17 protein-coding genes are annotated in these 16,838 nt (G+C 67.6%); all 17 read right to left on the bottom strand.

The window, feature by feature from the left end:
- Nucleotides 1–4: 4 nt before the first annotated feature.
- On the bottom strand, nt 5–712 hold the full coding sequence (locus ACIWQI_RS12205) for a DNA-3-methyladenine glycosylase (RefSeq protein WP_396657764.1): 708 nt from the start codon (nt 710–712) through the stop codon (nt 5–7).
- On the bottom strand, nt 709–2,136 hold the full coding sequence (locus ACIWQI_RS12200) for a hypothetical protein (protein WP_396657762.1): 1,428 nt from the start codon (nt 2,134–2,136) through the stop codon (nt 709–711). Before ACIWQI_RS12200 ends, ACIWQI_RS12205 begins: the two co-directional genes overlap by 4 nt.
- Nucleotides 2,126–2,932: a DUF1980 domain-containing protein gene (locus tag ACIWQI_RS12195; protein ID WP_396657760.1), complete on the bottom strand. Its 807-nt coding sequence runs from the start codon at nt 2,930–2,932 to the stop codon at nt 2,126–2,128. The genes ACIWQI_RS12200 and ACIWQI_RS12195 overlap by 11 nt, the downstream gene beginning before the upstream one ends.
- Complete coding sequence (locus ACIWQI_RS12190; RefSeq protein ID WP_396657758.1) at nt 2,925–3,902, bottom strand: permease; 978 nt, start codon at nt 3,900–3,902, stop codon at nt 2,925–2,927. The genes ACIWQI_RS12195 and ACIWQI_RS12190 overlap by 8 nt, the downstream gene beginning before the upstream one ends.
- A gap of 55 nt (nt 3,903–3,957) precedes the next feature.
- Nucleotides 3,958–4,446, bottom strand: coding sequence for a Fur family transcriptional regulator (locus tag ACIWQI_RS12185; protein ID WP_396657756.1), 489 nt, complete (start codon nt 4,444–4,446; stop codon nt 3,958–3,960).
- A 17-nt stretch (nt 4,447–4,463) separates the two neighbouring features.
- Nucleotides 4,464–5,882 (bottom strand): GMC oxidoreductase, encoded by a 1,419-nt coding sequence (locus ACIWQI_RS12180; RefSeq protein WP_396657754.1) that lies wholly within the window; start codon nt 5,880–5,882, stop codon nt 4,464–4,466.
- 64 nt (nt 5,883–5,946) lie between these two features.
- Nucleotides 5,947–6,624: a cyclase family protein gene (locus ACIWQI_RS12175; RefSeq protein WP_396657752.1), complete on the bottom strand. Its 678-nt coding sequence runs from the start codon at nt 6,622–6,624 to the stop codon at nt 5,947–5,949.
- A gap of 28 nt (nt 6,625–6,652) precedes the next feature.
- Nucleotides 6,653–8,077, bottom strand: a complete 1,425-nt coding sequence (locus ACIWQI_RS12170) for an amidohydrolase (RefSeq protein ID WP_396657750.1) — start codon at nt 8,075–8,077, stop codon at nt 6,653–6,655.
- Nucleotides 8,078–8,207: 130 nt separating this feature from the next.
- The gene (locus ACIWQI_RS12165) at nt 8,208–9,038 is read right to left on the bottom strand and encodes a creatininase family protein (protein ID WP_396657748.1); all 831 of its coding nucleotides are present in this window, start codon (nt 9,036–9,038) and stop codon (nt 8,208–8,210) included.
- The gene (locus ACIWQI_RS12160; RefSeq protein ID WP_396657746.1) at nt 9,035–9,511 is read right to left on the bottom strand and encodes a hypothetical protein; all 477 of its coding nucleotides are present in this window, start codon (nt 9,509–9,511) and stop codon (nt 9,035–9,037) included. Before ACIWQI_RS12160 ends, ACIWQI_RS12165 begins: the two co-directional genes overlap by 4 nt.
- Nucleotides 9,508–10,272 (bottom strand): amidohydrolase family protein, encoded by a 765-nt coding sequence (locus ACIWQI_RS12155; RefSeq protein WP_396657744.1) that lies wholly within the window; start codon nt 10,270–10,272, stop codon nt 9,508–9,510. The genes ACIWQI_RS12160 and ACIWQI_RS12155 overlap by 4 nt, the downstream gene beginning before the upstream one ends.
- Nucleotides 10,269–11,297 (bottom strand): ABC transporter ATP-binding protein, encoded by a 1,029-nt coding sequence (locus tag ACIWQI_RS12150; protein WP_396657742.1) that lies wholly within the window; start codon nt 11,295–11,297, stop codon nt 10,269–10,271. Before ACIWQI_RS12150 ends, ACIWQI_RS12155 begins: the two co-directional genes overlap by 4 nt.
- Complete coding sequence (locus ACIWQI_RS12145; RefSeq protein WP_396657741.1) at nt 11,294–12,337, bottom strand: ABC transporter ATP-binding protein; 1,044 nt, start codon at nt 12,335–12,337, stop codon at nt 11,294–11,296. The genes ACIWQI_RS12150 and ACIWQI_RS12145 overlap by 4 nt, the downstream gene beginning before the upstream one ends.
- Nucleotides 12,315–13,016 carry an alpha/beta fold hydrolase gene (locus ACIWQI_RS12140; RefSeq protein WP_396657740.1) on the bottom strand — a complete coding sequence of 234 codons (702 nt, stop codon included), beginning with the start codon at nt 13,014–13,016 and terminating at the stop codon, nt 12,315–12,317. The genes ACIWQI_RS12145 and ACIWQI_RS12140 overlap by 23 nt, the downstream gene beginning before the upstream one ends.
- Before the next feature lie 2 nt (nt 13,017–13,018).
- Nucleotides 13,019–14,113, bottom strand: a complete 1,095-nt coding sequence (locus ACIWQI_RS12135; RefSeq protein ID WP_396657739.1) for an ABC transporter permease — start codon at nt 14,111–14,113, stop codon at nt 13,019–13,021.
- Complete coding sequence (locus tag ACIWQI_RS12130; RefSeq protein WP_396657738.1) at nt 14,110–14,982, bottom strand: ABC transporter permease; 873 nt, start codon at nt 14,980–14,982, stop codon at nt 14,110–14,112. The genes ACIWQI_RS12135 and ACIWQI_RS12130 overlap by 4 nt, the downstream gene beginning before the upstream one ends.
- Nucleotides 14,983–15,037: 55 nt before the next feature.
- Complete coding sequence (locus ACIWQI_RS12125; protein ID WP_396657737.1) at nt 15,038–16,720, bottom strand: ABC transporter substrate-binding protein; 1,683 nt, start codon at nt 16,718–16,720, stop codon at nt 15,038–15,040.
- Between the last annotated feature and the right edge of the window lie 118 nt (nt 16,721–16,838).

Here is a 16,838-nt window from a genome sequence, read left to right as displayed (position 1 = left end):
AGAGTCAGTCTAGCATGCGTGCAGCATCGGCCGCGCCGCGGCCCCAGCGGAACGCCGACACGGTCGGGTCGCCGGGGATCCAGAAGCGCCAGGGGTAGGCGTCGGTCCCCGCGATCCCCGCCACGCCGACGCGGGGCCCGGTCGCGAAGTCGGCGACCGGCTCGGACCGCAGCCACAGCCGGGCCACCGCGCCGTCGCGCGGCTCCCCCGCCACCGCGTCGATGCCATCGTGCAGGGCGTGCCGCAGACCCAGCGCATCGCCGACCCGGCCGGGCCCGCGCGCCAGGTCGCGGTCGACTCGGGCCGCCGGGCGGCGGGTGCGCGCGACATCCACGCCCTCGACGATCTGTCCCGCACGCAGCAGCACTCCGCCCGCCTCGCCCTGGGCGCCGCACACGACGTTCACGCATGAGTGGATGCCGTGGCTCAGATACACGTACAGGTGTCCCGGCTCACCCCACATCGTGGCGTTGCGCGCGGTCGGGCCCATCCGCGCGTGCGAGCCCGGGTCCGGAACCGGTCCCGTGCCGCGGCCGTGGTACGCCTCGACCTCGGTGACCCGCAGGGTGACCTCGGCGCCGTCGACCGCCGTGCGCAGGTGCGCACCCAGCAGCAGCGGTGCGACCTCGAGCGGCAGCGGCACGAGGTCGGCGCGGCGGGCCGGGCGGAGCCGGTCGCCGCGCCCGTCGACGGGGAGGGATGCCTCGCTCATTGCGACAGCGGGGGCGGGGTCAGGCACCACGACAGGTCGAACCCGGCGAGGGCGGGCAGGGCCGTGCCGTCGGCGAGGTCGACGATGTGCGTCTCGACGGAGCGGGGGATCGGCATGAGGTAGGCGTCGTACGGGTTTCCGACGAGATCGGGCGCGACCGTGATGGCGACGTAGCGGCCGCTGGGCGACACGCACGTCTGCAGCACCGCGTCACCGGCCGGGGCGGTGAACAGCCTGGTCGGCGTGCCGTCGCCGGAGACCCGGTGCACGTGCGTGCCGGCGTCGTCGCCGTCGAGCACGAGGTGCTGGCGCACGGTGTCGGCGCCGAGGCCGGTGCCCGCGGTCGGGATCGGCGTGACGACTCCCTGCAGTCCGTCGACCGCGGCGTCCACGAGCGGCTGCGACGTGCCGTCGGTGAGGTCGACCTCGACGAGGCCGTCGGGGGTCTGCACGACCGCCACCGAGGAGCCGCGGGCGATGCCGTCGATCTGGATGCCGGTGCCCAGGTCGACGGCACCCGATCCGTCGGCCGCGCTCAGCAGCAGCCGGCCGTCGTAGGGAAGCATGAGGATGCTGTCGGTGTCGGGCACGAAGCGCCAGTCGGCGATGCGCTGCTCGTCGCCGGGCACCGTCACCGCAGTGGGCGCGGCATCCGCGTCGGCGTCCCTGGCCGAGGCGATGTAGAGGGCGCTCTCGAGCGTGCCGCCGCTGCCCAGGTCGGCGTCCGAGAACGTGTAGCCGATGAGCTCGCCGCGGTCGGCCGCCTGCAGCGACATGACCAGTCCCTCGCCGGGCAGGGCGAGGTCACGCGGGTTCTGCCCGTCCAGGTCGGTGACGATCAGCCGCGCGTGACCGGCGTCGTCGAGGGTCGAGATCACGAGGTGGGCGCTCGTGGCCCGGTAGTCCTCGATGTGGTCGGCCTCGAAGATCGTGTGCGCGCTGCCGCCCAGGTCGGTGCGGAAGATCGTGTCCATCCGATCGGTCCGCTGCAGCAGATACGCGGTGACCGGCGGAGTGGTGAAGGTGCGGGTGATGGTGGCGGCAGGTCCGCCGCCGACGCCGGTGACCTCGCGCACCGTCACCGTGTAGTCGGTCTCGTCGTGCAGCGGCAGCGCGAAGCGAAGCCCGATGTTCCGGCCGGAGGTGTCGACGGTGAACGGCGCGTCCGGGGTCACCTCCACCTGAGTCGGATCGATCTCGCGCAGCGCCTGGTTCGTTGTGATGATGAGGCGGGAGCCGGAGGTCGCGACCGCCGCGGCCGGATCGACCTGCACGTCGGTGACCCGCGGACCCTGGACGGCGCTCGCCGCGGCACCGGCCAACCCGAGCACCGCGAGGACCCCGAGCACCCCGGCGAACGTGCCGAGGTACGCGCGCCGGCGCCGCGCGTCGCGGCGGCGCCGCCGGGTCGGCTCAGTACTCATACGGGTCCTTCGGCTCATCGATGAGCGTGACCTCGGCGGCAGCGACCTGCAGGGTGCCGTCGGTCGCCGAGCGCACGGTGCCGGTGACGGTGACCCACTGCCCCTCGACGAACTCGGGGGCCGCGCTTCGCTCGGAGGCCGCGCTTCGCTCGGAGGCCGCGCTTCGCTCGGGGGCCGCGGCGATCGGAAGGCTCGCCACTTGGGCGTCGATGACGCAGTGGGTGATGACGAGGCGCGTGAGATCGAAGGTGCCGTCCTCGCCCGGCGTCACGAAGCCGGTGAGCGTCACCTCTGTGCCCTCGAAGGCATCCGGATTCGTCGCCGTCGCGAACACGCTCGCCCAGTCTCCGACGCCGAATGCCGACGTGTCGCCTCGCGTGGCCAGGGTGACCAGCTCGGTGTCGCCGAACAGCGGGGCCGCTCCCACGTCGCGGCTGGCCGCGACCTCGGCGGAGAGGGATGCCGGCGGCACCAGCAGCGCCGCCACGACCACGCCGCTGGCGACCACGCCGCCCGCCACCGACGCGGCGAGTCCCACGCGGCCCGAGGCCGAGGCGGCGTGATCGTGGCTGTGATCGCCGCCGTGGTCGTGGCCGTGGTCCTGTTCAGCGCCCAGCGGCAGCGCGAACGACGCCACGGCGCCCACCAGCAGCAGCACCGCCATCGGGATCGCGAACCAGTTCGACGAGGGACTGATGTACAGCGCGAGCCGGTCGGTGAGAGCGAGCACGATGGTGACCACGGCCAGGGCCGAGGCGAGCCCGACGCCCAGCCAGCGGGTGGCGACGCTAGACAAGGAGGTTCACCCCCACCCCGATCGCGAAGGCGGACAGCAGCACGATCGCGACGACCCCGGCGATGAGCCGGGTCGTGAAGGTGGTGCGCAGCAGGGCGATCATCTTGACGTCGACGATGGGGCCGACGATGAGGAAGGCGACGATCGCGCCGGGCGTGAACGTCGAGGCGAACGACAGCGCGAAGTACGCGTCAACGTTCGAGCAGATCGCGACGACCATCGCGAGCGCCATCATCGCGGCGATCGAGTAGACGGGGTTGGAGCCGATCGCGAGGAGGGCGTCGCGCGGCACGAGGACCTGGATGGCGCCGGCCAGCGCCGACCCGATGACCAGCGCCGGCATCACCGCGCGCAGCTCGATGATGAACTGCGCGAGCGTGCGCCGCCACTTGGTCCCCGGCGCCCCTCCCGGTCCCTGGGCCTGTTCCAGGGCACAGGTGTCGCGGAAGCGATCGGTCAGGAGCGCATCCGGGTCGGGATGCCGGCTGTACAGCCAGCCGATGAGGTTCGCGATCGCGTACCCGCCGAGCAGGCGGGCGATGAGGATGCCGTCGCTGAACCCGAAGGCCTGGTGCGTGGTGATGATGACGATGGGGTTCACGATCGGCGCGGCGATGAGGAACGTGAGCGTCTCGGCCGGCGCGAACCCGCGCATCAGCAGACCGCGGGCGAACGGCACGTTGCCGCACTCGCACACCGGGATCAGCATGCCCAGCAGAGACAGCACCATCCGCCGCGCCCATGCGCGTTTGGGCATATACCGCTCGATGACGCCGGCCGGCACCCACACCTGGACGACGATCGACAGCACGACGCCCAGCGCGATGAACGGAAGCGATTCGATGAGGACGCTGAGCGCGAGGGTCAGGCCGTCCTGTGCGCGGGTGGGCAACTCGGGCATGAACCCGGGCACGACCGCCACGATGCCGAACAGCACGGCGAGCACGCCCGCGCCGACGCCCACCGCCATCCAGCCCCGCGACGAACGCCCGATGCGGGGCGGCGTTGCGTGCGGGGCGCCGGCCTCAGCCGTGCGCACGCTCGGTCACCGGGGCATCCGCCTGCGCACGGGCGCAGGGCGTGCACAGCCCGAAGATGTCGACCACATGCTCGGCCTGCGTGAAGCCGTGCTCGGCGGCGGTGCGCCGCGCCCACTGCTCGACCTCGGTCGCCTCGATCTCGACGGCACGGCCGCACGAGCGGCAGATCAGGTGGTGGTGGTGGCCGGGGGTCACGCAGGCGCGGTAAAGCGCCTCGCCCTCGGGGCTCTGCAGCGAGTCGGCCTCGCCTTGCGCGGCGAGCCCGGCGAGCGCACGGTACACCGTGGCCAGGCCGATCCCCGTGTTCTCGTCGCGGAGCGCGGCGTGCAGGGACTGCGCGCTCACGAAGCCCCGCGCCTCGGCGAGGGCCTCGCGCACGCGCTCACGCTGCCACGTGTTCCGCTGCACCTTCTGCTCGACCACGGCCCCCACCCTACCCGCGGCCACCTGGGCGGCGGCGGAGAGCTCCGGCATCCCTCATCCGGCCCGGGTCACCCCAAGTCGGACGCGAGCTGCTCCGCCGCGCGCCACGCCAGCGCCTCGACCGTCTCCACCGGTCCGCGGCCGCCCGTGGTGGGGAAGGTCGAGGACCCGACCACGACGAGCCCCGGCACCGTATGGAATCTGCCGTATGAATCCACCGAAGAGGTCAGTGGATCGGTGCCCATACGCACGCCGCCGTACAGGTGGGTACCCACCGGCTGCGGTGTCAGAGGGGCGCCCCAGGTGTGTGCGGCGCCGGCGGCGCGCAGCCATTCCGCCATCCGCTCTGACAGAAGGCTCCATCGCTGGTGGTCGTCTGCATGCAGCTGGTAGGTGATGCGCGGAACTGGACGTCCGATCGGATCGCGGTGCTCGGGGTCGAGGTCGACCATATTGCTGGACCTCGGCAACTGATCGGGTTGTGCCCACACCGCCCCTATCGACGCGTGACGCTCCCGCACCCATGTGCGCGGATCAGCGCGGACACCGAGCTGCAGCCCCGCAGCCATGCCCTCCGCTCGAGCGGAGTCCCAAGGCCCGGTCATCGCCGCCTGCAAGATCGAACCCCCGATGACATCTCGACCGGCCGCCAGATTCCGGTCCCCTTCGAAAACAGACACCGCGGTGGCCGTGGCGGGCCCGGCGGCATCGCGCCCCAGGTCCAGACCGGGAAAGAACCCATGAACGACGAACGTATTGTGAGACATGAACCAGCGGCCCACGGTTCCTTGCCCATCGATGCCGGAGAGCAGCAGAAGCCGGATCGATGGAATCACCGAACCGGCGAGCACGACCGCATCGCACTCGAGCGTCCGTGATGCGCCGTCAGCATCCACATAGCGGACACCGGATGCCGCGCCGGAGGAGCTTCTCAGTATCTCTGTGGCGACGCCCGGGATCCGCTGAATCGGGAGCGGCTCCAAGAGCGGCGACATGTCAGTCTCAGCCGCAGCAGGCGCCGCGAAGGGCCGCCATCCGAGGCCCACCGCTGCGGCCGCCATTCGGTCGGTCCAGCCGGTCCCGGGGCGGGGCCCTACCCTGGTGAGATCCTCGACGCGCTCGTAGTATTCGTCCAGCTCATATGGCTCGATCGGCCAATCCATCAAGTCCACATCCGGTGGCATCTCCGGGCCGTCCGCGCTGCGGTTCAGACTCAGAGCGCGTACGGCCCACGCATCGAGCCGATAGGCCTGCGGCGCCGCGAGCCGCTTGGACCCGCCCACACCATCGGCACCTGCCGGCCAGGCACCGAGTTGGGCGACGTCGCCGGCGTGCGACCGAACCGTCGGTCGCGGAGAGATCAGCCGAGACCGGGCGCTGACTCCCATCTCGGCTTGGATCGCCACCACGGACCGCCCCGCCCGCGCGAGGATCCGTGCCGCGACGATCCCTGCCGGACCGAGACCGATGACGACGGCGTCAGGCACTTCGCATCCCGGTCATTCCCGCGTCGAGCAACGACTTGGCGCCGACTCGCCGTCGCTTGACGGACTAGTCCTCGTCGCCGGGTCCGAGCGGCAGAAGCACTGTCGGCGCAGGCGCTGCCTCTCGGCCTTCGAACGGCACGGGCAGGCAGACCATGCGGTAGTCGCCGGCCTCCACGTTCGCAAGGTTCGCGTTCTCCAGAATCACAACCCCCGCCGAACACAGGATGATGTGTGTCGGCCAGTCGTCTGTATGCTTCGGGGCCTCGATCGTCATGTAGTCATTGCCGGCGAACCGCACACCGCGGTCTACCAGCAGCTGCGCTCCCGTCGGACCCAGCCCGACCCAGGTCTCCGACTTCTCGTTCCTGGTCAGGGCGTCCGAGGAATTGCGGGTCTTGAACAGCACGCGCTTCGCATCGCCCAGGCCGGCCGACTCCAGGTCCTCCGCAGTGATCTCCTCTTCGACGTGCTGGAGATCCAGCACCCGCACCCGCCCGACCGTGTCGTCGAGGCTGAGCTGATCAACCGTCGCCGAATCATCGATGAAATGCGACGGCGCGTCGACGTGCGTACCCGTGTGCGCACCGATGAGCCACCGGGATACATCGGAATAGAATCCGTCCGCCCTGGTCTCGACCATCTCGTAGGTCGGCCGCCGCCCCCAGTGGAGCATCTCCGGATGGATCGGAATATTGATATCGATCGGCTCCATCTCCTGGATTCCCTTCCCTTCACTTTGCATCCTATTCTACATGCAATGCATCCAATTTCTATCGAACTGCGGTGCCCCCGAGCACTGCCTCCACTCGAGCGATCTGACCATCCGGGCCGAAGCTCCCGAGGAGCAGGTCCGCCCGAACGCCCGGCGAGAGCTTTCCCGCGTCACGGCCGATCACGGCGGCGGCGTCGCCGGTATAGAAGCGCAGCGCCGCGTCCAGCCCCGTGCTCGGAACGAGTTCTCGGATAGCCACCAACGGGTCCAGTTCGCACCCCGGCCCATCGCTGCCGCCGCCCACGAGCGCGCCGCTGGCGAGCCAGTCTGCGACGCGCACGATCTTCTCATCTGCCTGGGGGCCGAATCGAGCCTGCAGGCCGCTACGCGCATTGTGATGAAGTGCCGGATGCACCGAGACCCCGATCCCGAGGCGTGCCGCTCGCTGCATCGACGATCGCTCCTGTTCGAGGTATGCGTGAATCAGGTGCATTCGTCCCCGGGGCCACGGCGCCCCGGACGAGGCGCTCTCGAATGCGTCAAGGGCGAGTTCGACAGCCCGTGGTCCCACGGTGTGCACGGCGAGCCCCTTTCCCCGCTTCCAGGCCCAGTCGGCGTAGTCGTGGAGAGTCCTCGACGAGGTCACCTGCATTCCAGGGGAGCCGGTGTCCGGCCAAGGATCGCGCCGCAGGGCTGTTCCGAGGCCTCCGGCCCCGTCCAGGAACAGCTTCACCGGCCCGAGACCCAGCTGCTCGGGCGCGGCCTCCGCCGCTCCCGTCTCGAGCGCCTGCTGCCACAGTGCGTCGGGGTCGATGTGGTCGCCTCCCAGCGGGAAGACGACGGTCCGCACGCGAAGCACCCCCCGCCGAGCGGCTTCGGCATACGCCGCGATCTCATCGATCGAGAGCGCCGGATCCGCCACCGTCGTCACACCTACCGCGAGCAGTCGCTTGTGCGCCGCGCTGATCCAGGCGCACACCTCGTCGAGCGAAGGTGAGGGGATGACACCCTCTACCAGAGCGGCTGCGGGGCGCTCGCACAGCAACCCGGTCGCTTTGCCGTCCGGCCCACGGTCGATGTGTCCTCCGGGTGGGTTCGGCGTATCCGACCCGATCCCCGCCAGTTCGAGCGCGGCGGAATTGGCGAGGGCGTCATGCCCGCGCCGGTCCAGGTACAGCGGACGCCCGGCTGCTGCCGCATCGAGCTCCGCGAGGCTGGGGAGTCGGCGCTCAGCGAGATCGCTCTCGGCGACGCCGGCGGAGCCGAGGATCCATCCCCCCGGCGGCACCGTCTCCGCCCGTTCCCGTATCGCCTGGCACATCGCGGCGACGCTCGGAGCGCGATCCAGGTCCAGACGGAACTGGGCTCGCCCAAGCCAGAGCGCGTGGATGTGCGAGTCCACGAACCCGGGAAGCACGACATCCGCCTCCCGGACTTGTGAACTGTCGGGCGCCTCCGCGAGAACCTGCTCGCGCGAGCCCACGGCACGTACGACACCGCCGGCGACCGCGACTGCTTCCGCCCATCCCGATTCCGTGCCGGTGAACACGCGACCGACGTAGACGTCGGCAGAGCTGCTCTCAGACCCGCTCATCTCGCCGTTCACGCCGCGGTCATGCGCGGTTCGCGCGATCCGGGGCCGGCTCGCGGATCGCCGCACTGATCGCACGCGCAGTGGTGAGCACGCAGCGATCGAACTCGGCCCGACCGTGCTCGGCGTTGGCCTCGTGCACGTCACGCCCCCACACGCCGGTCTCACTCACCTGATCCATCCGGTAATCCCAGAAGGAGTCCACATCCCGGTGGCCGACGGCCACGCTCATGTCCACCAGGTCCGGGCGGAGGTGCAGCATGACGCTCGTTTCGAAGTAGTTCGCGTGCATGAGGGCCCGGCCGAACTGCACCTTGCCGTCGACCTCCGGACCCGGATACATCGTGACGTAACCGAGAGCGCGAACGCGAGCATCCGGATGCCGCACCCGCAGTTTCTCGGCCGACACATCGAGCGCACCGTTGTTCCAGATGTGTCCGTTCAAGAGGATGAACTGCCGGACTCCGCTCACGTAGAGGGAATCGATGAGATCCTCCATGACCTGAATCATCGTCTCAGGCCGCAGCGACAGCGTGCCGGGGTAGTCCCCGTGTGATCCGGACACGCCATAGGTCACCGTGGGTACGACCGGTACGCCGGTCAGCGCGGAGACCGCATAGGCGACGGCCGTGTCGATCTCACTGTCGACGCAGAGCGGCAGGTGCGGGCCGTGCTGCTCTGTCGCTCCGACCGGAATGATCACCGCGCCCGTCGCATCCACGACCTCTCGGATCTTGGGCCAGGGGATCTCACCCCAGACAACCGGCTCGCCAGAGCCGCCCAATTGCGCAGCCAGCTTCTCGACGTCCAACCCCGTAGCCGGAAGCCTTCCTCCGCCAGCGTGTGCGTTCACCACATTCTCCTTCTCTTCATCGGCAACAGCTCGCGCGCGAGCATCGGTTCGACCTCTCCGTCGCTGTCCGTCGGCGCCGCCCAGACTCGCGCTTCGGGGGCGTAGTCGGTGATGAGCTCGGCACATACTCCGCACGGCTCGATGAGGTGAAGCGTTCCGGTGGGACGACGCAGCACGCTCACGATGGACGCGACTTCGAAGGGCTCGCCCCGAGTCGCGCACCCAGCCAGGGCCGCTCCGAGCGCGACACCCTCGGCACAGACCGAGCTGCGTCGCGAGGAGCCTTCGACATGCACACCCGTGTAGATCCGTCCCGAGGACGTGCGAACCGCGGCAACGACCTCATGCCGGCCTGAGACATAGATCCTCTCGAGGAGGTCTCGGGCCACGATGACCAGTTCGCGGTCGTCCGGGGTCATGCTCCGGGGCGGGTCGCGCAACTCGGGTCGAGTCTGGGGCTGCGGGGTGCTCACACCTCCATCCTCAGGATGCGCGCGAAGTTCAACCCCTCCACCAGTGCGCGATCCGCTTCATCCGGAATGGCCTTCGCGATCTTCATGCGCTCCAGGTCGAAGTCCGAACCGGGCCACTCCGAACCGAGGAGGATCTTCTCGGGACCGACACGGGCATATGCTCGCTTCACATCGGCGATCAGGGTCGCCGATGTCTCCAGGTAGATGTTCGGACGGCGCTCTGCCACGATGATCGCTTCGGGAACATTCCACACCGCGCCCATGTGAGCGATGATCGTGGGCACGTCAGGGTGGTCCTTTGCGATCTCCTCGATCGCCAAGGGTGCGCAGAACGCGTCGTCAAGAGCGTTGATCAGCACCGGCAGGCCAAGACGAGCACAGGCGCGGAACACGGGATCGAGCAACCCGTGGTCTGCGACGTGGTAGCCGTGCATGCTCGGGTGGAGCTTCAGGCCCTTGATGCCCATCTCGGCCATCCGCTCGATCTCCTGGATGGCATCATCAGCCTGCGGCATGACCTGCCCGAAGCCGATGAAGCGGTCGGGGTGATCGGCCACGAGTCCCGCGATGAAGTCGTTCTCGATGCGCTGGGCCAGGGAGCACACCATCGCCATGTCGACGCCTGCAGCATCCATGCGATCCAGGATCCGGCGCGGGTCGAACGGCACATATGTCGGCGGCTCTTCGCCGGGACGGGCGCCGGTCAGGTAGTCCGAACGACCCCGCACGTCTTGGGTGGTGTTGTAAGCGTCGATGATCATCGAATCACGTCCTCCTTGTATCTCTTGGTCTTCCACGCGTCGGCTTGCTCGCCGTCTGCTTGGCGCGCCGCCGCGGTCTGGATCTGGAGCGGGAAATGGCAGCTCACCTGTCGCCCGTTCGCAGTCATCCGAAGCTCCGGCGTTTCGGTGACGCAGCGCTCCTGCGCATACATGCATCGGGAGCTGAACCGGCACCCAGGCGGCGGGTTGCCGGGGTTCGGAAGTTCGCCGCGGAGCACAATCCGCTCGCGCTTCTCTTCACCGGGAGCGCCGAGTTCCGGCACGGCAGACAGCAGGGCCTCACTGTACGGGTGAAGCGGGCCGGCGAAGAAGGCGTCTCGATCAGCGATTTCGACGATCGTCCCCAGATACATCACCGCGATGCGGTCGGCGACGTGCCGAACGACTCCGAGATCATGGGAGATGAACAGGACGGTGAGCTGCTGCTCCCGCTTCAACTGGACCAGGAGATTGATGACCTGCGCCTGCACGGAGACGTCGAGCGCGGACACGGGCTCGTCGGCCACGATGAAGCGCGGGTTCGGTGCGATCGCTCTGGCGATTCCGATGCGCTGCCGCTGACCGCCCGAGAACTCGTGCGGACGGCGATCACCCAGCCCCGACAGTCCCACACGGTCGAGCAGTTCCGAGGCCTCGGCCAGCGCCTCCTTCTTCGTCCGCTTCCGCAGGTGCCGCAGCGGGTCAGCGACGATGTCCCTCACCGATCGGTGCGGGTTCAGCGAGCCGAGGGGATCCTGGAAGATCATCTGCAGGTCAGCGCGGGTCTTCCGCAGCTCGGCACCACGCATCTTGGAGAGCGCCTTGTCTCCGATGCGCACCTCGCCAGACGTTATCGGCTCAAGCCGCAGCAGCGCCCGGCCGAGCGTCGACTTTCCGCATCCCGACTCTCCCACGAGCCCGAGCGTCTCACCCTCGAGGATGCTCAGGTCCACGTCGGCGACTGCAGTGAGCGACTTCCCGTACGTCACTCTGAGCTTGTCAACACTGATCAGCGGTGAACTCATGCTTCCCCCATCACTCGAACCGATGCCGTCGATCCAACCGGCACCGTCTCGCCGAGCCAGCAGGCGGTTCGATGACCCTCACCGTCACGGCTCTCCAGTGTCGGAGCTTCGCGACACTTGTCGTGGGCGAAGGCACAGCGAGGGGAGAACGAGCATCCTTGCGGGCGTTGCGCGCCGAGGGGCGGTGCGCCCGGGATGGCGGGCAGCAGGTCGGGCACCGCACTGGAGATCTTCGGCGTCGACGCCATGAGGCCCTGCGTGTAAGGGTGCTGAGCGTTATAGAGCACCTCATCGCGCGGTCCGATCTCGACGATCCTGCCCGAGTACATCACGGCCACACGATCAGCGATGCCGGCGACGACGCCAAGATCGTGCGTGACCAGAATGATCGACGTGCCGTGCTCGCTCTGCAGTCGCTTCAGGAGGTCGAGGATCTGCGCCTGAATGGTGACATCCAAGGCCGTCGTCGGCTCGTCCGCGATGAGAACCCTCGGATCGTTTGCCAGCGCGATCGCGATCATGGCGCGTTGACGCATGCCGCCGGAGTACTCGTGCGGATATGCGCTGAAGTTCTGTTCTGGGCGCGCGATGCCCACTTCCCGCAGGAGGTCGATCGCCATCGCTCGAGCTTCTGACTTCGAGACCCGCTGGTGCTGGCGGATCATCTCGACGACCTGGTCTCCTACACGTTTGAGCGGGTTCAGCGCCGCCAGAGCATCTTGGAACACCACTGCGATGTCGCGCCCACGAACGTCGCGCATCTCACGTTCCGAGGCAGCCACGAGGTCACGACCTGCGAAGTCCACGGACCCCTCGATCCGGGTGCGCCGCCCGCGATTCAGGCCGACGAATCCCATCGACATGGCCGACTTGCCGGAGCCGGACTCACCCACGAGCGCAAGCACCTCACCCGGATACAGCTCGAGATCGACGCCATCGACCGCCGGGATCACCCCTTCCCTCGTCGCGAAGCCGACTTTGAAGTCCCGTACCGTCATGATCGGCTTCGCCGCGGTGTCACTCTGTGTGCTGGTCTGCATAGCGCACCTCCCCGATGGCCCGCTCGATCACATCGACCACGACCTGCGGTGCGACATGCGGCAGGAAGTGACTGGTTTCGACTTCGACCGTCCGAGCTCCTGCGCGGCCGCTCATGTCACGCTGGATCTCGGCGGGAAGCGTCCTGTCAGCGGTCGCGATGATGCTCCAGGTCGGCTTCCGTGCCCACGCGGGCGATGCCACCGATTCCGTGAATATCGCATTCTCGGAGAGTCCGAGTTCAGAGCTCAGCGCCTCGCGCAAGCCTTCCGGGACGTCCGGTGCGATCTGCTCCCAATACTCGGGTGAGCGGTGGGTGAACCAGCCGCCATTCTCCGTCCGCCGCATGTAGCGGGACGCCTCGGCCGGCGCGTACCGCTCGACGATCCCATTGACGGTCTCCCCGGCATCCGGCATGAACGCCGCCACGTAGATCAGCGCCTTCACCGACTGATGATTGCCCGCCTCGGTGATGACCGCGCCACCGTACGAATGCCCGACCAGGATCACGTCTGCGTCCAGGCTGTCGATGTGGGCGGTCGTGCCTCGGACGTCCTCGGTCAGGCTGGACAGACCATTCTGTATCGCAGTCCATGAGTGTCCGCGGCTCTGAAGCAGCGGGATCACCTCGCTCCACGTCTGCGGTGTTCCGCCAGAACCATGGATCAACAGGATGTGCATGCCTATGCCTTCCGGAGCCTGGGGTCGAGCACCAGATACAGGAGATCGACGATCACGTTCGTGAGGATGAACAGGAACGCGACGATCAGCACAGCGCCTTGGACCAGCATGTAATCGCGCTGGTTCACAGCACTGACGATGAGGTTGCCCACCCCCGGGTACGCGAACACCATCTCTGTGATCACCGAACCGCTCAGGAGTGCCCCGAACTGGAGACCGAGCACCGTGACGACGGGGAGGGCCGAGTTGCGAAGGACGTGTCGACGGAGGATCACCGGCTCGGACAGGCCCTTCATCCGAGCTGTGCGGACGAAGTCGTCGTTGAGAACTTCCAAGACCGATGCGCGCGTCATGCGGGTGATGAATCCTGCCATCGCTATGGCAAGCGTGGTCGCCGGGAGTATCAGGTGAACCAGCCAGGGCCCGATGAGTTCGGGGCGGCCCTGGATGATTGCGTCGATCAGAACGAAGCCGGTCGTCGGCACATAGCCCAGAGAGGCGGGCATGCGCCCGAGCACGGGGAGCCAGCCGAGGCCCACCGAGAAGATCATGATCCCCAGGATCCCGAGCGCGAACCACGGGAGTGAGAAGCTCACCGTCGAGAACCAGAGGATCACATTGTCGGTCGTCCGCCCGCGTCTGACTGCGGCGATGATTCCGGCGATGCCCCCGACCAGCACGGCGATGAACATCGCCGCGATCGTGAGTTCGAGCGTTGCAGGCAGTCGAGTGGCCAGCACGGTGGTGACATCTTGACCCGCGAAAGCGGAGTACCCCAGATCGAGCCGCAGAACCGCGCCGATGTAGTCGAGGTACTGCAGCCACAGTGGTTTGTTGAGCCCGAGCTGCTCGGCGATGTTGTCGATGTTCTCCTGCACCTGCTGCTGAGTGAGTCCATCGGTGCCGGCGGTTCCCAGTGCCGTCGCGGGCGAGCCGGGCACGAGGCGCATGCAGAAGAACACCACGGTGATCACGGCAAGAACCAGGAAGGGAACGACGAGCAGGCGACGGAGGATCACGCGGCCCAGCCCGCTCCGTCGGCTGGCAGCCTTCGGGGCGCGGAGCAGCAACGTCTTCGTCTGGGACGCGGTGCTCACAGATCCCTCCGAACGTCGAATCGATCTCTCAGGTCATCGCCCACGAAGTTGCAGGCGACCACGAACATGAGCGTCAGGAGCGCAGGCAGAAGCACCAGCGACGGCGCACTGTAGATGAACTGCTGTCCGTCCTGCACCATGTAGCCCCAGTCGGCAGTCGGCGGCTGGATTCCCAGGCCGATGTACGACATGCCGGCAGAGAACCCGGCGGCGATCGCGATCGTGGTCATGCACTGCACCAAGAGAGGGCCGGTCAAGTTCGGCAGGATCTCTGCGAACAGCATCCGCGGGGTGCGCACTCCGGACAGTGCCGCAGCCTTCGTGTAGTCCTTGGCCGCCTCACGGGCCGCCAACGCGCGAACGAGTCGGGCGAAGTTCGGGGCCATGGCGATCGCGATTCCGATGATGAGAGCAGTCGGCCCCGGCTGCAGCATGGATACAAGGAGGATGATCAGCAGGATCGATGGGAACGCAAGCACCAGGTCCGTGCCGCGCATGACGGCCTGCTCCGTCCATCCCCTCGCGTAGCCCGCGATGAGCCCCATGAGTGTCCCCACCACCGCCGCGATCGCCGTGGACGCGAGCGCCACGCCGATGAGGGGGCGAGCGCCATAGACGAGCCGTGTGAGCACATCACGCCCGAGGTCGTCTGTCCCGAGCGGATGACCGGGACTTCCGACCGGCAGGAATGGGTCGCTTGTCTGCGCGGTCGGGTCGGTCGTCACCAGAATCGGGCCGATGAGAGCGACGAGGATCAGGCCGACCATCACCACCCACGCCACCAGGGCGGTCCAGGTGGAGCCGAACGGCCGGCTCCACCCGGACCTGCCGACCCGAGCCGGCGACGCAATCGATGCTGTGTTACTCACTTGCGAGTCCTAGCTGCAGGCATACGCGCGATCCGAACGCGCCTCCGGGTTCGGATCAGCCAATGCTGGCCTTGTCCATGTAGCAGCGGTGTGCAGCCAGCGCATTCACGTTCATGCCCTTGACGTTGTTCTGGCTTGCGACCGGGTTGGTGAATGCGACCAGCGGGGCAACCGCGGCAACCTCGTCGGCGAACCGGCGCTGCATCGCGGTGTAGAGCTCCGTGCGCTCCGGTCCGTTCGGAGTCTGACGCGCCAGCGAGGTCTGCTCCCGCATGAATTCCGCCATCTCCTGGTACTCGTCGAGCGTCCCCCACCCGGCGACAGCCGTGCCGTAGATGCTGTCGGGTCCAGCCACCGCACCGACCATGTTGTCGGGGTCCGGGACATAGGAGTTCCGCTCCCAGATCATGAGGTCGTGGTACGGGTCCTCGGCATCCATCAGGCGCGAGAAGTAGGCCGATGGCTCCACGGTCTGCGTCTCCACCTTGAGACCGATCTCGATGAGGTTCTGCTCGATGATCTGCATCGCGGTAGGGTGCCAGCTGTCGCTCGCTGCGAGGATGCGGACGGTTCGACCAGCGGCCCCGGCCTCTTCGATCAGGGACTTCGCACGCTCGACGTCTCGCTTGGTGAGATCCGCGAGCGACGCATCGAACGACGGCTGCGGAGGCGGGATGAGGTACCCCTCCGGCTGGACCGCGGCCCCATAGAAGGCACGGGCGATGAGCGCGTCGCGGTCGATCGCAAGGTTGATCGCCTGACGCACCTCGAGTTCCGCCAATGCGGGCCGCCGGACATCCATCATCATGATCGCGTCAGCACCGAAGGTCGATTCCTGAAGGGTGATGGTGCTGCTGCTGCGGATCTGGTCGAGCGAGGAGAAGGGGGTGAACTGCGTTGCAGAAAGCTCCCCGCTGTTGAGCGAGCTGACGATCGTCGCCTGATCTTGAACCTGCTGGAAGACCAGGCGGTCCACGAACGGCTTTCCGTCGATGAAGTCCTCGAACGCCTCGAGCACAACCTGCTGTCCGGCCGTCGCAGACGAGAACTTGAACGGCCCGCTGCCCACGGGCGCCTTGCCGATATCGGCACCGAGCTCCTCGATGGCGGCGGCCGACAGAATCCGCCCGCCGACATCCGACATGCGTGCGGGGAAGGTCAGATCGGGGTTGATCAGGGTGAACTTGATCACCTTCTCGTCAAGGGCCTCCATCTTCGCAACGTTGAGTCCCGTGGCGGCGAGCTGGCGGGAGGCACCCGTAGGCAGCGTCGGGTCATCGGGATCCCACTGCCGCTTCAGCGAACGCTCGACGTCCGCTGTCGTCATCAGATTTCCGTCGTGCATCATGATGCCGTTACGAAGCGTGAAGACGTACTCCATGCCATCCTCGGAAACCGTCCAGTCCGCGAGGTCCGGCTTCGCCTCCGGCGAGTCGAAGTCGATCTTGGTCAGGCCGCGGCAGACACTGTCGACGACCATCCAGTCTCCGAGGCTCGTGTAGAACGCAGGGTCGAAGACGGCGTTGGTAGCATCGATGCCGAGGGTGAGGGTGCCTCCGGCGGCTCCCGTTGCCGCGCCGCCACCGGTCTCGGGATCTATCCCGCACGCGGAGAGAAGCGACGCGAGACCGAAGGAGAGCCCGACGACTCCGGCACCCTTCAGGGCATCACGTCGGCTCAGCTTATAATCCTTCATCGCCACGATGAGGCCACCGGGAGAACTCTGCGGTCCTGTCATTTCAAGCTCCTTCGCTTAGAACCAACTACTGGAAGCGCCACGGCTTTCGAAGAGTGTATCCGAAACGTCACAGGTATAATACATAATTGGCGAGATTGCATCCATTTGGTGTCGCATT

The sequence above is a fragment of the Microbacterium sp. genome (genome assembly GCF_044508325.1).
In the GTDB taxonomy this organism is placed as follows: Bacteria; Actinomycetota; Actinomycetes; order Actinomycetales; family Microbacteriaceae; genus Microbacterium.
The sequence above is the reverse complement of the archived record's forward strand: the minus strand, read 5'-3'. Positions and strand labels throughout refer to the sequence as shown.

Excerpts from the sequence above, each read along its gene's own strand:
- ACIWQI_RS12205 (WP_396657764.1), bottom strand. The coding sequence starts at position 712 with ATGAGCGAGGCATCCCTCCCCGTCGACGGGCGCGGCGACCGGCTCCGC.
- ACIWQI_RS12200 (WP_396657762.1), bottom strand. The coding sequence starts at position 2,136 with ATGAGTACTGAGCCGACCCGGCGGCGCCGCCGCGACGCGCGGCGCCGG.
- ACIWQI_RS12190 (WP_396657758.1), bottom strand. The coding sequence starts at position 3,902 with ATGGCGGTGGGCGTCGGCGCGGGCGTGCTCGCCGTGCTGTTCGGCATC.
- ACIWQI_RS12185 (WP_396657756.1), bottom strand. The coding sequence starts at position 4,446 with ATGCCGGAGCTCTCCGCCGCCGCCCAGGTGGCCGCGGGTAGGGTGGGG.
- ACIWQI_RS12175 (WP_396657752.1), bottom strand. The coding sequence starts at position 6,624 with ATGCAAAGTGAAGGGAAGGGAATCCAGGAGATGGAGCCGATCGATATC.
- ACIWQI_RS12155 (WP_396657744.1), bottom strand. The coding sequence starts at position 10,272 with ATGATCATCGACGCTTACAACACCACCCAAGACGTGCGGGGTCGTTCG.
- ACIWQI_RS12150 (WP_396657742.1), bottom strand. The coding sequence starts at position 11,297 with ATGAGTTCACCGCTGATCAGTGTTGACAAGCTCAGAGTGACGTACGGG.
- ACIWQI_RS12145 (WP_396657741.1), bottom strand. The coding sequence starts at position 12,337 with ATGCAGACCAGCACACAGAGTGACACCGCGGCGAAGCCGATCATGACG.
- ACIWQI_RS12140 (WP_396657740.1), bottom strand. The coding sequence starts at position 13,016 with ATGCACATCCTGTTGATCCATGGTTCTGGCGGAACACCGCAGACGTGG.
- ACIWQI_RS12125 (WP_396657737.1), bottom strand. The coding sequence starts at position 16,720 with ATGACAGGACCGCAGAGTTCTCCCGGTGGCCTCATCGTGGCGATGAAG.